General features: G+C 47.1%; 14 protein-coding genes. 6 read left to right on the top strand and 8 right to left on the bottom strand.

What is annotated here, in order from left to right; all coding sequences use genetic code 11:
* Positions 1 to 13: 13 nt before the first annotated feature.
* The gene (gene recG / locus NG796_RS06395) at positions 14 to 2,536 is read left to right on the top strand and encodes an ATP-dependent DNA helicase RecG (RefSeq protein WP_261205067.1); all 2,523 of its coding nucleotides are present in this window, start codon (positions 14 to 16) and stop codon (positions 2,534 to 2,536) included.
* A gap of 112 nt (positions 2,537 to 2,648) precedes the next feature.
* On the opposite strand, the gene NG796_RS06390 is transcribed toward recG, so the two are convergent.
* The 6 genes from NG796_RS06390 to NG796_RS06365 form a co-directional block, all read right to left on the bottom strand.
* Positions 2,649 to 3,251 carry a hypothetical protein gene (locus NG796_RS06390; RefSeq protein WP_261205066.1) on the bottom strand — a complete coding sequence of 201 codons (603 nt, stop codon included), beginning with the start codon at positions 3,249 to 3,251 and terminating at the stop codon, positions 2,649 to 2,651.
* 82 nt (positions 3,252 to 3,333) lie between these two features.
* The gene (locus tag NG796_RS06385) at positions 3,334 to 8,160 is read right to left on the bottom strand and encodes a hypothetical protein (RefSeq protein WP_261205065.1); all 4,827 of its coding nucleotides are present in this window, start codon (positions 8,158 to 8,160) and stop codon (positions 3,334 to 3,336) included.
* Positions 8,157 to 9,512: an ATP-binding protein gene (locus NG796_RS06380; RefSeq protein ID WP_261205064.1), complete on the bottom strand. Its 1,356-nt coding sequence runs from the start codon at positions 9,510 to 9,512 to the stop codon at positions 8,157 to 8,159. The genes NG796_RS06385 and NG796_RS06380 overlap by 4 nt, the downstream gene beginning before the upstream one ends.
* A gap of 469 nt (positions 9,513 to 9,981) precedes the next feature.
* Positions 9,982 to 10,743, bottom strand: coding sequence for a phycobilisome rod-core linker polypeptide (locus NG796_RS06375; protein WP_261198539.1), 762 nt, complete (start codon positions 10,741 to 10,743; stop codon positions 9,982 to 9,984).
* 265 nt (positions 10,744 to 11,008) lie between these two features.
* Entirely contained in the window at positions 11,009 to 11,674 is a 666-nt protein-coding gene (locus NG796_RS06370; protein WP_261205063.1) for a hypothetical protein, read from the bottom strand.
* On the bottom strand, positions 11,631 to 12,242 hold the full coding sequence (locus NG796_RS06365; RefSeq protein WP_261205062.1) for a phycobiliprotein lyase: 612 nt from the start codon (positions 12,240 to 12,242) through the stop codon (positions 11,631 to 11,633). Before NG796_RS06365 ends, NG796_RS06370 begins: the two co-directional genes overlap by 44 nt.
* A gap of 229 nt (positions 12,243 to 12,471) precedes the next feature.
* Between NG796_RS06365 and NG796_RS06360 the strand changes: the two genes are divergently transcribed.
* Together NG796_RS06360 and bioB are read left to right on the top strand one after the other, a co-directional pair.
* Positions 12,472 to 12,642 (top strand): NblA/ycf18 family protein, encoded by a 171-nt coding sequence (locus tag NG796_RS06360; RefSeq protein WP_015147507.1) that lies wholly within the window; start codon positions 12,472 to 12,474, stop codon positions 12,640 to 12,642.
* A 386-nt stretch (positions 12,643 to 13,028) separates the two neighbouring features.
* The gene (gene bioB / locus NG796_RS06355; RefSeq protein ID WP_261205142.1) at positions 13,029 to 14,117 is read left to right on the top strand and encodes a biotin synthase BioB; all 1,089 of its coding nucleotides are present in this window, start codon (positions 13,029 to 13,031) and stop codon (positions 14,115 to 14,117) included.
* Positions 14,118 to 14,232: 115 nt separating this feature from the next.
* Here bioB and NG796_RS06350 read toward each other — a convergent pair whose 3' ends face one another.
* The gene (locus tag NG796_RS06350) at positions 14,233 to 14,385 is read right to left on the bottom strand and encodes a hypothetical protein (RefSeq protein WP_261205061.1); all 153 of its coding nucleotides are present in this window, start codon (positions 14,383 to 14,385) and stop codon (positions 14,233 to 14,235) included.
* Between the two features lie 50 nt (positions 14,386 to 14,435).
* Between NG796_RS06350 and NG796_RS06345 the strand changes: the two genes are divergently transcribed.
* The 3 genes from NG796_RS06345 (at position 14,436) to NG796_RS06335 (ending at position 18,188) form a co-directional block, all read left to right on the top strand.
* Positions 14,436 to 15,005: a biotin transporter BioY gene (locus tag NG796_RS06345; protein WP_261205141.1), complete on the top strand. Its 570-nt coding sequence runs from the start codon at positions 14,436 to 14,438 to the stop codon at positions 15,003 to 15,005.
* A gap of 86 nt (positions 15,006 to 15,091) precedes the next feature.
* Positions 15,092 to 15,577 (top strand): signal peptidase II, encoded by a 486-nt coding sequence (lspA, locus tag NG796_RS06340; protein ID WP_261205060.1) that lies wholly within the window; start codon positions 15,092 to 15,094, stop codon positions 15,575 to 15,577.
* Positions 15,578 to 15,932: 355 nt separating this feature from the next.
* Positions 15,933 to 18,188 carry a transglycosylase domain-containing protein gene (locus NG796_RS06335; RefSeq protein WP_261205059.1) on the top strand — a complete coding sequence of 752 codons (2,256 nt, stop codon included), beginning with the start codon at positions 15,933 to 15,935 and terminating at the stop codon, positions 18,186 to 18,188.
* A gap of 317 nt (positions 18,189 to 18,505) precedes the next feature.
* Here NG796_RS06335 and NG796_RS06330 read toward each other — a convergent pair whose 3' ends face one another.
* Positions 18,506 to 19,033, bottom strand: coding sequence for a DUF937 domain-containing protein (locus NG796_RS06330; protein WP_261205058.1), 528 nt, complete (start codon positions 19,031 to 19,033; stop codon positions 18,506 to 18,508).
* Positions 19,034 to 19,073: the final 40 nt, after the last annotated feature.

Here is a 19,073-nt window from a genome sequence, read left to right as displayed (position 1 = left end):
TAGGGGGGAAACCGTGAACGCAGAATCACTAGATTGGGGTCGATTGCAAAAAGCCTTGTCTGTCGAAGCACAACGGGGATTTACTGATGTTGTCGGCAGTCAATATCGCTTTAGCGAATTTCTCCAGATTAGTTTAAAAGACTCCCCTGCCAATCTCGTCTCGGCAGATCTACGCCGGTGGCAAAGCATAGCCGCAGAATTTGGGCGATATCCAGAACTGAACTTAGAAAAGCGACAAGCTTTGGTATCAGATACCCGCCGGTTTCTTCTGGATATGGAACGAATTTGTACCAAAACTCCACTCCCTCAAAACGGCACCGCCAACGCATCCCGACTAGCCGAACCCACCTCCAGATCGGCGATGCGATCGCCCAGTCTCTCCCCCGCAGAAACCCTCTCAGCCAGCCAGTCTAACACCAGCCGTTCCAATACCCCAGTCACCCTCAACCAAGCCTTAAGTCAAGTTAGCGGCATTGGAACACGCAACGCCGACAAGTTAGCCAAATTGGGGCTTTATACTATCTATGACCTCCTCTACAACTTCCCTCGGGACCATGTTGATTATGCCCGCCAGGTGAATATCAAAGAACTCGAAGCGGGAGAAACGGTCACCATTATTGGTACGGTTAAACGCTGTGATTGCTTTAGCAGTCCGCGAAATCCGAAATTAACCATTTTAAATCTGGTGATTAAAGATAGTACCGGGCAAATTAAACTCAGTCGATTTTTTGCCGGACGCCAAAGCAATCGCGGGTGGCAAGAAATTCAAAAGCGAACGTATCCAACAGGTGCCGTAGTTGCCGCATCGGGGTTAGTCAAAACCAGTAAATATGGCGTATCCCTAGATAATCCCCAAATTGAAGTGCTCGATGAAAGCGGCACCATCGAATCCCTGAACGTCGGACGAGTTGTGCCGATTTATCCCTTAACCGAAGGGATCACCGCCGATGTTGTGAGAAAGGGGGTACAGAGTGTGATACCCCATGTTGGTTTATTGGTTGACCCGCTGCCAGACAGCCTGCGATCGCGCTATCAGTTGATGGGATTGCAGGATGCGGTTTCTCAAATCCACTTTCCGCGCGATCGGGACATCCTCGACGAAGCCCGCCGCCGCCTCGTCTTCGATGAATTCTTCTACCTGCAACTCGGACTCCTCCACCGTCGCCAAGGACTCCGAGAAACCCAAACCGGCGCAGTCTTATCCGGCAAAGGCAAACTCATCAATAAATTTTATAAACTCCTTCCCTTCAAACTCACCCATGCTCAACAGCGAGTCATTGCGGAAATCCTCGAAGACTTGCAAAAACCCAAACCCATGAATCGACTCGTTCAAGGGGATGTAGGTGCCGGTAAAACCGTCGTTGCCGTCGTTGCCATCTTAGCCGCCATTCAAGCCGGATATCAAGCCGCATTCATGGCACCCACGGAAGTTTTAGCCGAACAACATTATAAAAAATTAGTCAGTTGGTTTAACCTCCTGCATCTTCCCGTCGAACTCCTCACAGGGTCCACAAAAACAGCCAAACGTAAACAAATCCTCCCCCAATTAGAAACCGGAGAACTGCCCGTTTTAGTGGGAACCCACGCCTTAATTCAAGACCCCGTAAACTTCCACAAACTCGGCTTAATCGTCATCGATGAACAGCATCGATTTGGAGTAGGACAACGGGCAAAACTTCAACAAAAAGGCGAAGACCCCCATGTTTTAACCATGACGGCAACTCCCATTCCCCGCACTCTTGCTCTTACTTTACATGGAGATTTAGATGTCAGTCAAATCGATGAATTGCCACCTGGAAGACAAGCCATTCAAACTACCATTTTATCCGGGAAAGAACGTACCCATGCCTATGATTTAATCAACCGGGAAGTTGTCCAAGGACGGCAGGTTTATGTCGTGTTGCCGTTAGTTGAAGAATCAGAGAAATTAGATTTAAAATCAGCAATAGAAGAATATCAAAAACTGCAAGAGGTGATTTTCCCAGAATTTCAAGTGGGATTGCTACATGGGAGGATGTCCTCAGCAGAAAAAGAAGAGGCGATCGGACTGTTTCGCGATGGACATACCCAAATCTTAGTCTCAACCACCGTAGTTGAGGTAGGAGTAGACGTCCCCAATGCCAGCGTCATGTTAATTGAAAATGCCGAACGATTTGGACTATCCCAATTGCACCAATTGCGAGGAAGAGTCGGACGCGGTGCAGATAAATCCTATTGTATCTTAATGACCCATCCCAAAGCCACTCCCGATGCGCGCGATCGCCTCAACGTCATGGAACAATCACAAGACGGCTTTTTCATCGCCGAAATGGACATGAGATTGCGCGGCCCCGGGGAAGTCATGGGAACCCGACAATCAGGACTCCCAGATTTTGTATTAGCGAGTTTAGTTGAGGATAAAGAGATATTAATTTTAGCTAGAGATGCAGCAGAAAAAGTGATTAAAAAAGACCCGACCTTGGAGAGATGGCCGGTGTTAAAAAGTGAGTTAGATAAACGGTATGAGAAGTTATTGGGCGGGGCGATTTTGACGTAGGAGTAAAGAAAGGGGGGGAAGGAGGGCGATTAAGCTCTCCTCCTTCCTTAACCCTCAAAACCCTAGAACCCAATATTATTCGTCAGTTTTAACTATTTTGAATTGCAACGGTTTATGGTTTTGGGGTAGGGGTAGGTGGTGTATCTAGCGGATCCGGCGAGGGGGGGCCATCAATCACGTCCATCAGCAGAAAACCCCCCGGTGGTGAATCCTTAATCACATCCTGCGAGGGGGGACCATCAATCGGATCCCCCATCAGCATAACCTCCTGTGAGTTTTGCATCATAATAATATCGATTTTTAGATCAGATCCCGAGTGCGGAATAATAATTTGTGGGTGTAATAAGACAGGACAATCGATTGGATCTGGGCATTCTTTCAACGGATAAATATGTAATTGAAATATTGATTCTCCTTCCAATAGCTCTAAAGATTCCTGTGCTACTTCCCCTAATTTATATTGGAATCCTTGGGGTCCTATAATTTTGACGCTATTCAGGCTTGAAATTACAGTCAGAGATAAATCTTGCAGCCCATCACTAATGTGAGAATATTCTTCTAAATTCCGACTAAATTGATCCAAAATTCTGTGCTTTATTTCTTCATTAATGGACTCTTCTTGTAATACTTCTCTAAGTAGAACAATCGCTGCCGTCTGGCTGATATAATTTTGTGGCAGAATAGTTTCAACGGAAGGGTTAGATGAATCAGGCATGATTTTACTCCTTATCTTTATGAAAGTGTGAACTGAACTGATAATCGAAATAAAAATTATCTTCTGTTGCTTCTATTCGCTTCTATTTCATAATTTTCCGGATATTAGAACAAAGATTTTTGTCTGCTGGACTAACCGAGGGGTTATACTGTAAATAGTCCTGTAATTCTGCACAGCCAGACTGGATTAACGTAGAGAGTGTCGCTGACTCCACATTCTGCCAATTCCACAGAATTACCGTCCTATCTTGACTGGCCGATGCCAGGGTCTGACCGTCACCACTGAAACTTAAGGTATAGACACTTTCTTCATGCTTTGCAAGAATCTGGTACGGACTCTCTTCCCACTTTTCAGAATCCAATTCGCGACGCCATAATGAGATCGTACCATCGTGGTGAGCTGAGACAAGAGTGCGATCGCCAGGACTAAAGATAGCATCATATACCGCTCCATTCGTAGTATTTAAAGTTTGAACGAATGTACCATCTCGCCGCCAAAGTTTAATGCTTTTATCTGCGCTCGCTGTCGCAATCCATTGACCATCGTGGCTAAAACTGATACTATTAATTCTTTGAGTATGCTGATCGAGTATTGCCACTCGCTTGCCATCCAGTTGCCAAAGGCTAACCACATTTCCGCTACCCACGGCTAGAATCTGACTATCAGGACTGAAATTAACGACGGAAATAACCTCACTAAAATCCTTTAAGGTGAGCATCAAATTACCGTCTTTTTGCCAAATTTTTACAGTTTTATCATGACTAGCAGAAGCAATTCGTTGACCATCTGGACTGAATTTCACACTCTGAATAACTCCTGTATGGCTGTCTAATACTTTAATCAGCGTCCCATCAGGGTTCCATAATTTTATTTTTTCATCATAACTACCAGATGCAATAATTTCATTGTCTGGGCTAAAACTGACGCTAGAAATTTCTTTATTATGAGCAGGAATTTCCCGCCTAAAATTACCCTTGCGATTCCAAATTCGGAGAGTTTTGTCATAACTACCAGAAGCAATTAACGTACTATCAGGACTAAAACTCACACTGGTCACTCCATTAGTATGCCCTGACAAGATTTTGACCCAGGGACTGTCCAGTCGCCAAAGTTTGATAGTACGGTCGTTACTCGCAGAAGCCAGGGTTTTTCCATCCGGACTGAAACGGACATCCCACACAAAACCGTCATGTCCTTGTAAACTTGATCGGACGACGCCAAGTTGTATGTCCCATAGCTTAACTGTTCGATCATTACTGGCAGAAGCAAGGGTTTTTCCATCGGGGCTGAAGCTGATACTACTGACTCTATCCTGATGGCCTACTAGAGTCGTGATAAGTGTCCCATCTGACTTCCAGATTTTAATGGTTTTATCCATACTGGCGGAAGCTATTTGCTGACCATCTGGACTAAAGATGATTCGATAAATGCGATCATTATGCCCTTGGAAAGTTTTTAGTAAAGTTCCATCTACTCGCCAAAGTTTAATAACCCCGTTATAATCCGCCGAAACTAAAGTTTGCCTATCAGGGCTAAAACTGCTATCGGTCACCCAATTTTCATGTCCCTCAAGGGTACGAATCAAAGTACCATCGTCTGTTTTCCAGAGTTTAATTCGATTAGTAAATGAGGTAGTTGCTGCAACTATCTGGCTGTTGGCACTAAAACTCACACTATTGAATACCTCCTTTTCTCCAGCCATCGAATGGGCTAACATCCCATTAGGTTTCCAAAGTTTGATGGTTCCATCAAAGCTGACAGAGGAAATCAATTGACCATTAGGACTAAAACTAACATCAATGACCTTATCGGTATGTCCTATGAAGGTATTAATTATAGTTCCATCCAGGCTCCACAGTTTGATAGTTTTATCAATACTTGCAGAAGCCAAAGTCTGGCCGTCAGAACTGAAACTGATCCGTCTAACTCCCTCATCATGTCCTACCAGAGTATTTCTTGATTGGATGTCAGTCATAACTATCTTTTGGAGTTGCTGGATAGTGTCATGTTTAAGCTTATTTGGCAAGGCTTTTGTTTGTAAAACTATTTGGCTGGCATTGATACTTGCTATTAATGCTCCAAGGCGAGCATTTGATAATAATAGTGCCTTTGACTCAGAATTAAAAGCTCGGATTGCTGTCTGTTGAGCTTGTTGCATGACTTCCCATAAGAGAACTCCGGCCCCGACTGATATCAGCGTGAATCCTAGTAACCCTAATCGAACGATTCGTCTTGCCTTCCTTTGGGCTTCAGCTAATATCTGATTTGCATCTTGCAAAATCAGTAGACGTTCTTCACTCTGTTTTCTTTTGCTCCGTTCTTCTTCTAGTTCTTTTTTGACTTGCTGACCTTGATTTTGGCGGATAAACGCTACGACATAATCATGCACCAATTGATACCGATCGCTCGGACATTCGGGCAACAAAAACACTAACCCTGAATTCACCAAAACATACAAAATCAAATCAATTCGGTCGGGTTCATTCACTAAATCAGTGACTAAAACTTTCAAATCTGTTTCTAATTCGCTGCGAGTTTTTAGGGGGCGAGTATTATTTTCATCGGTCAGCAAATACAGAATTAGTTCAGCCACTTCTCTGTTTTGGGGACCGCAATCTTGGACCACTTCTTCTAAATAAGCGCGGACCAATTGTTCTTTAGGATTAGGGCCGAGTTGCCGATATTCTGCCACTGTTGTAATATCATCGGTTTGCAGTTGAGCGCCGACAATTTGCAGCTCAATGGGACGGACTTCATTTAAATTTTGAGCTAAATCTGTGACAACTGCCTCAATTAATTGCGGTTCTAAGGGGAAATGCGCCCGATCGCTCAAACTGCGAATAATATCTGCTGCATCTGCCGTTGAAAAATTTCCAACGGCATAGAGCGTATTCTTACTCAAAATGTCATTATTAATTGCCACAAATCTAGGCAGGGAATTATAGGCCAATAAATAATGGATATAATCCTCTCGTAGGGATAGCACGACCTTGACAAAACCAATCTGAAAACAATCTCCCAAAAACTCAAAGAATTTTAAGCGCTTTTCTGGTTCCTTACACACAAAGAAAAACTCTTCAAATTGGTCAAAAATCAGCACGGTGAGCAGATAATTCGATTCATTTTGACGCAACTGTTCCAGGACCCGATCCAATGAATCAGGAATAGTCTCAATCTGAATTCCTCGTTGTGCCAGGGCCTCACCCAGTAATTGCCCCAAAGTTTTTGCCCAATCCGTGTATAAGCGTTGGGAAACAGGTAACATATCCCGATCGCCCATCACCTTGTGTTTTAATGCGGGAACTAATCCCGCTTGCACCAGGGAACTTTTCCCCACCCCCGAGGGACCGTGAATCACCGTCAGCTTATATTGGGTACTGCCGATCCGTTGGATTAACCGTTCCACATCCTTTTGCCGTCCCGAAGCAAGAATCTCTCGCGCCACACTTCCGGCAGACTCTGTTGGCATCGGTTGCGATCGCGCTTGTCGTTGGGGTTCCAATCGTCCTGCACCAATAAACGCCCGCAACCCAAATTGCTGCTCAATGGACAGTCGTTCTTGTTTGCGATCAAACGCTTTCACATACTGCGATTGCTCATAGTACAGCGATCGCAACTCCTCCAAAATTTCAATATATAATTGGGGATTATCCTCTGGGTCACCGTTCGCCGCTTCTTCCAGGCGATCGCCCGCTTCCTCCGGTTCCCCCAGTTGTCGCAAACTCCGCGCCAACAGGAGCAAATATAATCCCTGATATTGTTTCTGCTGAGGGTCCGACGCTAAAATTTCCAGCGCCTTTTCTGCTAATTCCTTAGCATGATCCCACTCCTGCTTATGGAGGGCCACTTGCGCTAAAAACCCATAGTCCCGCGCCAACTCTACCCGATTCTCTAATTTTGCGTGCAATTGAATCGCACTTAGAGCGAGTTCCTCCAAACTGGCATAGTCGTTCAATTGGCGCAATACTTCCCCAAGCTGACCGATAAACTGACCCACCAGTTCGGGTCTTTCCGCCTCCTCAAAACAATCTAAAGCGGATTGAAACGCCTGTCGCGCTTGATGCCAATAACTGTCATTCTGATGGCGATCGCGTTCTGAAGCCCGAGCATAGCACAAACCAATATGATAAAAAACTGCTCCCGCCCGCTCTTTCCAGCCTTTTGTATCACAAGTTTGCCAAAATTGTAAACTCTGGTGATAGTAATCTAACGCCTCCTCAATGCGATCGCTCCGATAAGCATCACGACCCCACACCAACTGCAAACTCGCTTGGAACTCAGGACTCAATGGCTGTTTAGCCTTTTCTAAATCCTGCAATGCTAATATCATTTCAAACGGATAGCGCTTGCCAAAAATCTCCTGATTTGTAACAAATCGTTGATTCCCGGCAGCAAAAATTTCCGCAAACAGGTGATCGTTCTCTTCCTTCAAGGCAGAGAGTAAATCATGTGGGGCGATCGCAAAATGAGTCAAACTGGCCCAACTTTCAAAGTCCGGTGCTAACCGAGTCAACTTCACCGACACTTCGTCATTGATCCAAAATATGACAGGAAAGGGGCAGTTTTTTCTAAATTCCTCTCGCACTTGGTTGAGAGAAGTTAGCACCGAATCCAAGGCAATCACCGACTCTAACCCGAACACCATCAAAGCATCTGGGATTTCATCCCCTAGGCGATCGCCCAAGGTGGAATACACCTGTTTGACCGTAGGTTCTAGCACAATCTCCCGAATGTTTAAAGAACACTCACTATGGAGTTGTTGCACCAACATCTCGCGCAATGTTATATAATTACATCGCACTAACATCAGCTTAAATTGTCCCTGAGACATTTCAATCGCCCAAATCAGTTCGGCCAACGCCCGCTGATTCTGATTGATGACATCCGCATCAGATCTCTTCTCACTCATGAGTTCCACTCCTGTGCTGATGCCAAAATTGGGTTAATATCGAACCAAGACCCTGCCGCATCCCGATACTCGTAGACGAACATACTGCGAATTAAGGTGTGATAGCCGTCATCTCCCGACACCTTTTTTCGTTCCATGACCAGCCGTAATAATTCCCACTCTTCATCAGTTACGGCTAAGGTGCGTTCGTTGCGATAGGCACCTATCACCTCTTCTAGGGTTTGACGGGTGATCGGGAGTCCCCGTTGCTTTTTAATGCTATCGTTGAGGATTCGTAAAATATTGCGGACATGACCTCCACTGACTTGGCACAAGCGGTCCAGGGTCTGTGCATCTTCAAAGAGTGCCGTAATTTTTTCCAAACGCTTTTCTGGAGTCAACTGGGGAAAAGCTCGGGCGAGGACCATTTGACGCAGGAGATCCATGCCTTCGGCGTTCTCACTCCCATCTCGACACTGCACCGGGACCATCGGCAGCATCTGGGGTTTAATCATAAAGCGTTCCATCAGGGTGCCGAAGTCATTGGAGAAGCGCAACGCCAGAGGCATGGTATAAACCAGGTGACAGTGGAGCGATCGCAACTGTTCACCGCGATCGACAAATAGGTACTCTTGTTGAAGACGTCCCCAAGGTTTCCGGGAACTATCAACCTTGTCCAAATTATCGACGATCGCCACGAGTCCTTTTTTGCCATGCAACTTGAGCTTGGCGATCGCCGGTTCAAGGATTTCTTTATTAATCGCCTCAATAATCCCATTGGTTTGGGGTTCCAGATATCCTCTTAATTTGCTGCGCAGATCAGGACTGTGCTTCACCTTAGCGGTAATTTTAGCAATCCCCATTGCTACAACCGTGATACCTTCTTGATTGGCAGTGAATTGAGCTGGACCTATTGTGCCGCCCACTTCATCTAATGTAATTTCTGTTTGTAACAGTTTGGCTGCACCTTGAAGGATACTTTTCAGCCGTTTGGGTTCTTCTAGGGTGAGGCGATCGAGACTTTCGCTGACTCGTTTGGCGATCGCCAGCAAAATATCTCCGACATCCACATCGCCCATTTCCAAATCTTTAGATGACTCGAAATAGACCACATGAAAGCCCTCCCGTTCCAACTCCGCTTTGAGGCGCAGTAATTCCGTAGACTTCCCGCAGCCAATATGTCCCGTCAACAGTTGACAGGTGGGCTGTTCCGGGGACCAGAGAGTAATGTTATCCCTTAAATCCTCAATAATTTTGCCCCCGCGCACGGAGGAAAAGTCAATATAATATTTCTGATCCAGTTCAGAATCAGCGACAAATAAGGTTTTACTCGGACTCGTCGCATCAAAAAATTGCTTTGCATCAACCATCATAATGCTGGCCCTGTTAATGAGGGATAAAACCCACCTGATGGGGGTTAGGGGCTAGATGCCGACCTGATGGTTATTTTCAGCCTGATATCTGAGTTTTCGGGACAGTTTAAATCAGATTAATTTAAACTGTTTTCTGCTTCTGTCTTACTCTATTTAAACTCAAATTGTCAAGAGATAAATTAATAAGTTTTAATAAAGATAACCGGCTTAAATGCTGTTATAAAAAGTAGTTTTTAGGCTAAATCTATAACAAATCCAGACTAGGTAAAGATTTTGAGACGAGCTACCCGAACAACGGCCTGAATTGAAATGTGAAGAATGGGTAAAGCCCTCCAAAGGGTTTCCTCAGCCCTAAAACAGTTAGGGGCCAAAGACTAAGAATTATGGTTTAGCTTGCCACAATTTCCCAGACTCTAGCCCCTAACTTCAGGGATGAGGGAATTACATTGCTCAACAGAGCAAAATGCAATTACTTCTTACGGGGGACCAACGCTTCGTAATTCATATTGAACGTAGAAACGCGGCTGGGGGGGTTACCTTTCCCGTTGTTGAGGTTACGCGCCATATCCATATAGAGGGCCGGATCGCCTGCACGAGCCACCTTGTCTTGAGGAACGTAGCGGCGCACTTGGCTTTGCCAGATGATTTGTGGGAAGCCCAACTGAGCGCGATGGTATTCGCCATAACGCGGAGTTTTCAGGTTGAAGGGGGTTTCACCTTTAGCCTGTTGGGGTAGAATCCGGCGACGCTGATAGGGAACGGTATTGTACCCAAAGTTGTTCAGGTACTCTTCGCTATCGAGGACAGCACTGATAAACCCTTCGACACCCTTGGTGGCGATGACGATAGACCATGCAATTTTTTCGCGTTCGTTGTAAACGTCGCGGCCTAAAATGCGTTGTACGCAAATTTCGGCAAAACGGTAGTTGCTGTTGGTCTCGTAGTTGAGCCGAATGAAGGCATCCGAAGTCGCCAAAGCGCGAATGAAGTCGCGAACGGTGATTTGACCATATCTCAGTTGAGATTCCGCGAAGGTTTGGCGGTTGCTCTTCAGGATTTGGTGTTCGCTGAACACTTGGCGGTAGCTGGCCCAAATCACCTCATCCATCTCGGTAGGAGAGGGCAGGTTTTCGGTGGTATAGATTTTGGGTTGCTCATCGCTTCCCACTTCATATCCAGCAACCCGCTGGTTTTGGCTCTTAGGAGCGTACTGTAACAAAGGTAATGCCACGTCAGAATCTCCGTAAGTTCAAATTTTAACTTCTGCTTTCAGTGGCAGATGCAGCGAATTGGCCCTTAAGGTATGGGAACCCCCTAGAAAGACAAATTGGGTCTGTTCTAGGGATGGCTTGAACCCGTAGCGCTCAACGGTCACTGCTACCGACTGACTGCCGATTTCAATAAATAGACATCCTTCAGATTACGGGATGACGGTAAGATCAGTTTCATTTTTCTCACCGAACGCAACAATCTGTAATATTTCGCCACAAAAAGTATTATCCGTTACCTTGCCAGAAGGCCAGGGGTTCAGGAGTTGCGTTACAGTGCGGCCAATTTCTTAACATCCGATCCATCGCCCTCTCATCCATCCCCGTAGCATTGGGGGGTTCGAGTCCCAGTCCCAAACACAGATGAGTCAGGACCTCCAATAGTCGGGAGTCATGTCCGGGGGACCTCAAATAGGCATGAGCATATTCATGGACGACAATGCTTAACCAGTCTTGAGGTGCTGTCCGGCCCACATCAATGACGATCGCCACCGGATCTACCAGGATATTGCAGAGGGCATCAATCCCATAGTCTGGGGCGATCGGGGCCGCAAAAATCACGACCTCCCGCCGTTCAGATGCGGGAAAACATTGATGGCAGGCTTCCAGATACTCCCGGAGTTGTTGGTTAATCGTTTCGATATGCTCTCCAATCCAGGTACAGACTTGGATCCGCTCGATAATATCCCCACCAGACCAAATGGTACTCGGATCGATCGCAATCTGACGCACCGCATTGAGATAATCGGACCCTCGGACTAGGGGGTCTGACATGATGGGGGGGATGGGGGAGATAGGGGGGATGGGGGAGATGGGGGAGTTTTCGGGACTCCCCGGGTCTTCCTTTTGATTACCAGCCGAAGGCGGATTGGAATTGGGGGGTGGTTCGGGCATTCTTGTCAGAGTCAGAGGGGGAATCACTGCTACCTGAGTTGGATTCGACCTGGATCCGGCTTTCGCTACAGAATGAAGCCGTACTGAACCCCCCAAACCGTGTGACGGTACTTGTTCGCAGGCGCAGATCCGGGCTGGCAAACCAGAACCGTTCTACGACACTCATGGTTTCATATTCCGTCACTAGAATCAGACCTTCTTCCTCATCCATTTCATACAAACCGGCCACGGGCACTATCTCCGCATAACCCCGCTCTCTGAGGAGTTTTCCAGCTTTGGGGTTGTCCTCTTCTGGGACCAAGGCAAAGACGGTGGAGCCTGAGTGATTTTCATCATTCTGGTCCCATTCCATTGAACCCGCCCAGGTGACAAAGGCTCCACCGACTGCCCGTTGGGGATCGATTTGATGTAACTCGCAGATTTCTACGACTTGGGGATGATCTTTGTCTAAGGTTTCCACCTGGATTTCTGAATCTCCTAGTTCCGCTCGTCGGAAAGCAAGGTGATGGGTCGTGCGCTGCGATCGCCACTTCCCTGCACTCCGGCGAAAAAACTCCATTGCGTCCATTAGGCTTATCTCCGTTGGCTGATGTTTCCGCGCTTTTTCCCTTTTATAATAAGGCTTACAGGGCTTTGATAAACTTTTGTAGCGAAAATAAATCTTAAAATGTACGTTTTGGACAGTTTGTCAAGCAAACTTAATGATACTTTACAATTACCAGGAGCAAACTAAACGGATCACCCGTCTATTCCTGTAGTAAATAAAAATAACCAACGAAACCACCAGGAGCAAACCAATGGATATGCCAACAAATTTGAGCTTGGAACAAGAATTTAAACTCCAACTACTGAAAGAACAAGTCAGGGGCCTGACTCAAGAGCAAGCCCAGGAATATTTACTCGAAGTCCTGCGGCAAAATATGGTCAAAGATAATATGTTCAAATACCTGCTCAAAAAGTCAGCATAGTGCAGCGCATCAGCGGGCAAAGTCCCCTGGTCACCAATGTTCTGACTCTTGCAGGGCCTAATCGATCTGTCATTTTGCAGGCCACACCCGGGTGAGTGCCAATTTCCAAATTAATTAATGACTAAACCTTGAGAATTTCCCTAGGGAGGTGAGGTTGCACTTCATGATTTTTTCTTCCACACCCCTTGTCCCCAGGCCGTAATTTAGCTTGATTTGTCATGGGTTAGGGTTACACCCAAATGGTTCATTTCTCACGCCTAAAAATATTGCCTTAACCCATCATTACCAAAATCCCCTCGAAAACGGTAAAGCCCCGATGGTAAAATGCCAGAACTTCAGGAACTGTCATAGAAGGGCTGAAAGTGGTTCAAGCACCCGTATCCAAAATTTCCCATCCATCCGCAGAAGTTGCCGAGCATGACGCCGCCAGAGGGACAACTGAAACCCTAGGCGAGTCCCTCAAGCAACTGGCCGATCGCATTATTGCTGGGCATCGCCTCACCCGAGAAGAAGCGATCGCCCTGACCCACATTGAAGGTCAAGACGCCATCCTGCTGCTGTGCGAAGCCGCAGATGCCGTCCGCCAAGCCTGCTGCGGTAATACCGTTGATTTATGTAGCATTATCAACGTCAAATCTGGCAATTGCTCGGAAAACTGTGGCTTTTGCTCCCAATCCGTCCATCATCCCGGCACCGATTCGCCTATTTATGGACTCAAACCCCGGGACGAAATTCTCGCCCAAGCAAAAGCCGCCGAATCTGCTGGTGCCAGCCGGTTTTGCTTGGTTTCCCAAGGTAGAGGTCCCAAGTACAGCAGTCCCAAATCCAAAGAATTTGAAGAAATCCTGGCAACGGTCCGCCAGATTATTGAGGAGACTAACGTCAAACCCTGCTGTGCCTTGGGTGAAGTGACCCCAGAACAAGCTAAAGCTTTAGCTCAAGCTGGGGTGACGCGCTACAACCATAACTTAGAATCCTCGGAAAACTTTTACCCAGAAATTGTCACAACCCATACTTGGGGCGATCGCGTCGCTACCATCAAAAATCTCAAAGCCGCAGGCATCCAAGCCTGTAGCGGAGGGATTATTGGCATGGGAGAAAGCTGGGAGGACCGGATTGATTTAGCCTTAGCGGCGCGGGAATTGGAAGTGGAATCCGTTCCCCTCAACCTGCTCAATCCCCGGTCTGATACGCCTTTGGGTAATCTCCCCAAACTTGATCCCTACGAAGCCTTAAAAGCGATCGCCATCTTCCGTCTCATCCTTCCAGAGCAAATAATTCGTTATGCTGGTGGACGAGAATCGGTCATGGGCGAACTCCAACATTTAGGACTGAAAGCTGGGATCAACGCTATGTTAATCGGTCACTATCTGACCACCCTAGGCCAACCCCCCGACCAAGACCGTGCCATGCTGGAACAGTTAGGACTACAAGGCAATGAAGCCCCTGTTCCTACGGGAAAGACTGACGGTTAAAGAGGATAGGGGAGATGGGGAGGATGGGGAGGATGGGGAGGATAGGGGAGGTGGGGAGGATAGGGAGGATAGGGAGGATGGGGAGGATAGGTAAGTTTGTAGTAACGGCTTCTTGTCATTTCCACCCTATCTCCCCCATCTCCCCTATCTCCCCCATCTCGATGGCGGTCTCCCCCATCTCCCCCACCTCCCCCATCTCCCCCATCTCCCCCATCTCCCCCATCTCCCCCATCTCCCCCATCTCCCCCACCTCCCCCATCTCCCCCATCTCCCCCACCTCCCCTTGCAATGACCAATGACCAATGACCAATGACCACCGTGTCTCCTCCACTTGAACTGATATGGGCTTTGATTGGCCTATTGCTTACCATTGGGGGCACTTTTTTAGAAGCCTCAATTGCTAGTCCTTCTTGGAATGGAATCCAGGCGGGTATTCCCATCCATTCCCTGGGTGTCACCTATCAAATTGGAGCGGTGCTCCTGGTGGGATGTCTGGGGGGTAAAAATGCGGGTGCCTTGTCACAAATTGCTTATGTGGCCCTGGGATTGATGTGGCTGCCGGTGTTTACTGAAGGCGGTGGACTGGAGTATATCAAGCAGCCGACGTTTGGGTATTTACTGGGGTTCATTCCAGGGGCCTGGGTTTGTGGGTGGCTAGCCTTTAAAATGGCTCTGCGTCTGGAAAGTCTAGCCTTTAGCTGTGTCTGTGGTTTACTCAGTGTTCATGCGATCGGCCTAATTTACCTGGCGATTAACTTACTCTCAGATCCTCAAACTCTGATCGATGGAGTGTTCAAATATTCCGTCTCTCCCTTACCTGGACAATTAGCGGTGGTTTGTGCCGTCACTGTCTTGGCATTTATCCTACGAAGACTCATGTTTTATTGAACGGTCAGTTGTTAGCTGTCCCTGACTTTTAGCAGAAAGCACAGAAGATCCGTAACCCTTGTCCTCTTGACTCTCCATTGTTGGTAATGAAATTCAAAAACAACTCGCTATTTTGGATTGCTGGTGCTATTAGTGTAATTTTCGACCAACTGACGAAATATTGGGTCGTACAAAATTTTGAGTTCAGAGAATCTTGGCCTTTATGGGAAGGGGTCTTTCATTTTACTTATGTCACCAATACTGGAGCCGCCTTTAGCTTGTTTAGCAATAATGGAGCTTGGTTGCGCTGGCTGTCCTTGGCAGTTAGTTTGGGGTTAATGGCGTTAGCCTGGTTTGGCCCGAGGATGAACCGATGGGAAGAAGTCGGGTTTGGATTAATTTTAGGCGGTGCTGTCGGAAATGGAATTGACCGATTTTTGTTAGGTGAAGTGATTGATTTTCTGGATTTTCGCTTAATTAATTTTCCCGTTTTTAATGTAGCGGATGTCTCCATTAATATTGGGATTTTTTGTCTGTTGGTGGTGATGGTGCGACCCTCTCCCCCTCGGAGTGAGGGGCCTACCAGCCCTTGAAAGAGGGATGAGGGAGAGGGGACGGTTGATGGAGGTGGTTACACTTCAAATTCGGGAGAGAAAACCTAAAATAGAAAGAACATGATTTTCCCAGGCCGGGGTCTACCTGGGTACGCGGGTCCTTGGGGCGCGATCGCCCCCAAGCTTCGGGAAAAGCTAGTCCCTAAGTTGTAGTTGCGTTGACATTCCCTAAGCCTTTGGTACAGTAACGGGAAGATAAATCGGGTTTCTTGACACAATCTCTGTTTGCTTGGCAACCCCTGATTAACCAAAGAGACCCGGTTACCGTTCTATTTATTATTCAATATTGTCCTTATTGTCCTTGGTTATCGATATAAGCGCGCAAGTATAGCCCATGAGTCCACCGCAGCCCCCCCAACAGCCCAAAACTCTCCTGGGTACGATTACCCAAGTCACCCAGACGGTTTTGGCAAAGGTTCATTTTTCCCGACTGGCCCTCAAACCCAATGCCAGAGTTCCAGAACTTTGGGTTCAAGATGCGGGTACGCCGAAACCCGAGGTTTATCCCCTGTTGGGCGATCGCTATATCATTGGGCGATCGTCCAAAACGAGCGATATTGTTATCCGCAATCCCGTGGTGAGTCAAACTCATGCCTCCCTCTCCCGGGATACGAATCGTCGCAATACTCCCTTCTATCTCAAAGACGAAAACTCCACCAATGGCATTTTTCGCGGCAAGCGGCGCATTACCTCGACCCCCATCCGCCACCGTCAAACCTTTACCCTCGGACCCCCGGAACTCGCCGATTGCGTTCAGGTCCAATACATTGACCCACCCCCCTGGTATGTCCGCGCTGCAAGATGGACCTTTTATACCAGTAGCGGGGTAGCGGGGTTAGTTGCCGTATTTCTCGGGGTGGAATGGCAAAAATTTCAAGTGCGCCCTTTCCCCATTTCTCTGCAAGGTCCGGTGGTTATCTATGCAAGGGACGGATCTACCCCCCTGCGTCCACCCTTTAATAACGCTCACCGGGAACTGGATCGGTTATCTGAATTTTCCCCCTACTTGTCCGATGCTTTAGTGGCTTCAGAAGATAGTCGCTACTATTGGCATTTTGGGGTTGATCCAATTGGGACCCTGCGGGCGTTGAGTGTAAATTTACGCGGGGGTAGTCTCCAAGGGGGTAGCACCCTCACCCAACAACTCGCCCGTAGTTTGTTTCGGGATTATGTGGGAACGGAAGACTCGGCGGGTCGCAAAATTCGGGAGGCGATCGTTTCTTTAAAATTAGAAACGTTTTACAGTAAAGATGAGCTGCTGTTAACTTACTTAAACCGGGTTTATTTAGGGATTGACCTCTATGGATTTGAAGATGCGGCCCGATTTTATTTTGCCAAGTCTGCTACTGATTTGACGTTATCAGAAGCAGCAACTTTGGTGGGAATTTTGCCTGCGCCGAATGCGTTTAATCCGGTGCAAAATTATGAACTCGCGGTCAAATACCGCGACGGGGTAATCTATCGGATGCGGCGGTTGGGCATGGTGTCGCAAGAAGAGGCTGATCGCGCAAGGCGATCGCGTATTGAAGTTAACCCCCGGGCCATCGAAGTTCTCGGCAGTACAATCGCCCCCTATTTTTACAGTCATGTTTTTGCTGAACTCGAACAATTATTAGGGGAACAACTGGCCCGAGAAGGGAACTTTATTGTGGAAACTTCCCTAGACCCGGCGATTCAAACTGAGTCAGAAAAGGCGTTACAAAATAGTGTGACGACGGCGGGTGAGCAATTTGGATTTTCTCAAGGGGCGATCGTTACCCTGGATTCCCGGACTGGGGAAATTTTAGCCCTGACTGGAGGGGTTGACTATCGCGAAAGTCAGTTTAATCGCGCTACTCAAGCGTTACGTCAACCGGGTTCGACCTTTAAAGTGTTTGCATACGGTGCCGCCCTCGATCGCGGGATATCCCCGGGTCAGACTTTTTCCTGTGAACCGTTCAGTTGGTCGGGTCAATCTTATAGTGGATGCGAACGCAGTAGCGGTTCCATTGATATGTATCAAGGCATGGCGCAATCGGAAAATTCCGTAGCGTTGCGAATTGCCCGAGATGCGGGGTTAGATCGGGTGGTAGAAATGGCCCGTCGTCTAGGGATTCAGTCAGAACTGAAGGAGGTTCCCGGGTTGGTCCTCGGTCAGAGTGAGGTGACGGTCCTGGAGTTGACGGGTGCTTTTGGGGCGATCGCCAATCGCGGAGTTCGCAATCGTCCCCATGCCATTCAGCGGATTTTTGACACCAGTGATTGCAGCGATCGCGATGACTTGAGTACCTGTCGGGTCATTTACGATTATCAGAGCGATCGCACTGCGAATGTGGATGTTCTCTCCGGAGAAGTCTCCGATACCCTCACGGTTTTATTACAAGGGGTGATTCGTGGCGGGACCGGCAAAAATGCCTCCCTCGGTTTGGATGAAGCGGGGAAAACTGGGACGACTAACGATAATGTAGACTTGTGGTTTGTCGGGTATGTCCCCTCGGAAGAATTAGTCACTGGGGTTTGGTTGGGAAATGATGATAATAGTCCCACTGCTGGGAGTAGCGCTCAAGCGGCCCAACTTTGGCGGGATTATATGCGTCAACTTGTTCCTTAATGGAGTTGATGTTTTCAGGCGCTCTCACGCATTAAGAAATGTTCCAATCAGGCCGCCGCCTAAATTTTTTCTTTTTTTAAAGAAAAATGGTTTAATTGATGTTATTATATGAAATAATGGAGACATATTCAATAATTTAAAAATTGTCAATATTCTCATTATAAGAGAATTTTAACAAAAGTCAAGAGAAAACGCAAGACTTTTGAAAAAAAAGTCGTCAAAATTTCAAATTGCTGTTTAGAAATTTTGGCCGTACTGTTAAAAAAGGAGGTTCCTTGTAGGGAACCTCATCAAACAGAAAACTAAGAAACAGAGGACTAAGGATTCGTTAAAAAACGGCTGGCTAATTGAATGGCATCACCAATATTCACATCCCCATCATTATTGGCATCTAAAAATTGATTGAGCACTGGGTTAGAACCCGTTTGAGGATTTTCAGAACTCGCTCCGGTTTGTAACAATTGGAGAACTACCGGGATTAATAAGGGTAACATCGATTGAATTTGCTGAGGATCCAAGCCTGTGCGGGAGGCGATCGCAGAAATCATTTGATTGACTTGAGGGACAGAAAACAACGCTGCGATCGCCGCCGAATTAGCCGTCGTTCCACTAAACTGATTAACCAAAGCCTGAACCGAATTATTGCCGCCTGTAGCCCGTTTTTCTTGTAAAGAAGACCGGACAAAATGGCTAACAATCGATAGCATCGATTGAGTCGTTCCGGGGTCGGTATGGTAAGTCTGACTCAGTTGCTGTACCGCATTGATCACACTGCCAATTTGATTGGTACTGGCTTCTTGGTTAGGATTACTGATCGCACTCACGATTTGGTTAAATAGTTCCATGAATGGTGACTCCAAAAGAATTAAACAAAAAATCGAGAAC

The organism is Laspinema sp. D2d, from assembly GCF_025370755.1.
In the GTDB taxonomy this organism is placed as follows: domain Bacteria; phylum Cyanobacteriota; class Cyanobacteriia; order Cyanobacteriales; family Laspinemataceae; genus Laspinema.
Note: the sequence above shows the minus strand (reverse complement) of the source record. Positions and strands in the feature narration are given on the sequence as shown.

Excerpts from the sequence above, each read along its gene's own strand:
- NG796_RS06390 (WP_261205066.1), bottom strand. The coding sequence starts at position 3,251 with ATGCCTGATTCATCTAACCCTTCCGTTGAAACTATTCTGCCACAAAAT.
- NG796_RS06385 (WP_261205065.1), bottom strand. The coding sequence starts at position 8,160 with ATGAGTGAGAAGAGATCTGATGCGGATGTCATCAATCAGAATCAGCGG.
- NG796_RS06380 (WP_261205064.1), bottom strand. The coding sequence starts at position 9,512 with ATGATGGTTGATGCAAAGCAATTTTTTGATGCGACGAGTCCGAGTAAA.
- NG796_RS06370 (WP_261205063.1), bottom strand. The coding sequence starts at position 11,674 with ATGCCCGAACCACCCCCCAATTCCAATCCGCCTTCGGCTGGTAATCAA.
- NG796_RS06365 (WP_261205062.1), bottom strand. The coding sequence starts at position 12,242 with ATGGACGCAATGGAGTTTTTTCGCCGGAGTGCAGGGAAGTGGCGATCG.
- NG796_RS06360 (WP_015147507.1), top strand. The coding sequence starts at position 12,472 with ATGGATATGCCAACAAATTTGAGCTTGGAACAAGAATTTAAACTCCAA.
- NG796_RS06350 (WP_261205061.1), bottom strand. The coding sequence starts at position 14,385 with ATGGGGGAGATGGGGGAGGTGGGGGAGATGGGGGAGATGGGGGAGATG.
- lspA (WP_261205060.1), top strand. The coding sequence starts at position 15,092 with ATGAAATTCAAAAACAACTCGCTATTTTGGATTGCTGGTGCTATTAGT.
- NG796_RS06335 (WP_261205059.1), top strand. The coding sequence starts at position 15,933 with ATGAGTCCACCGCAGCCCCCCCAACAGCCCAAAACTCTCCTGGGTACG.
- NG796_RS06330 (WP_261205058.1), bottom strand. The coding sequence starts at position 19,033 with ATGGAACTATTTAACCAAATCGTGAGTGCGATCAGTAATCCTAACCAA.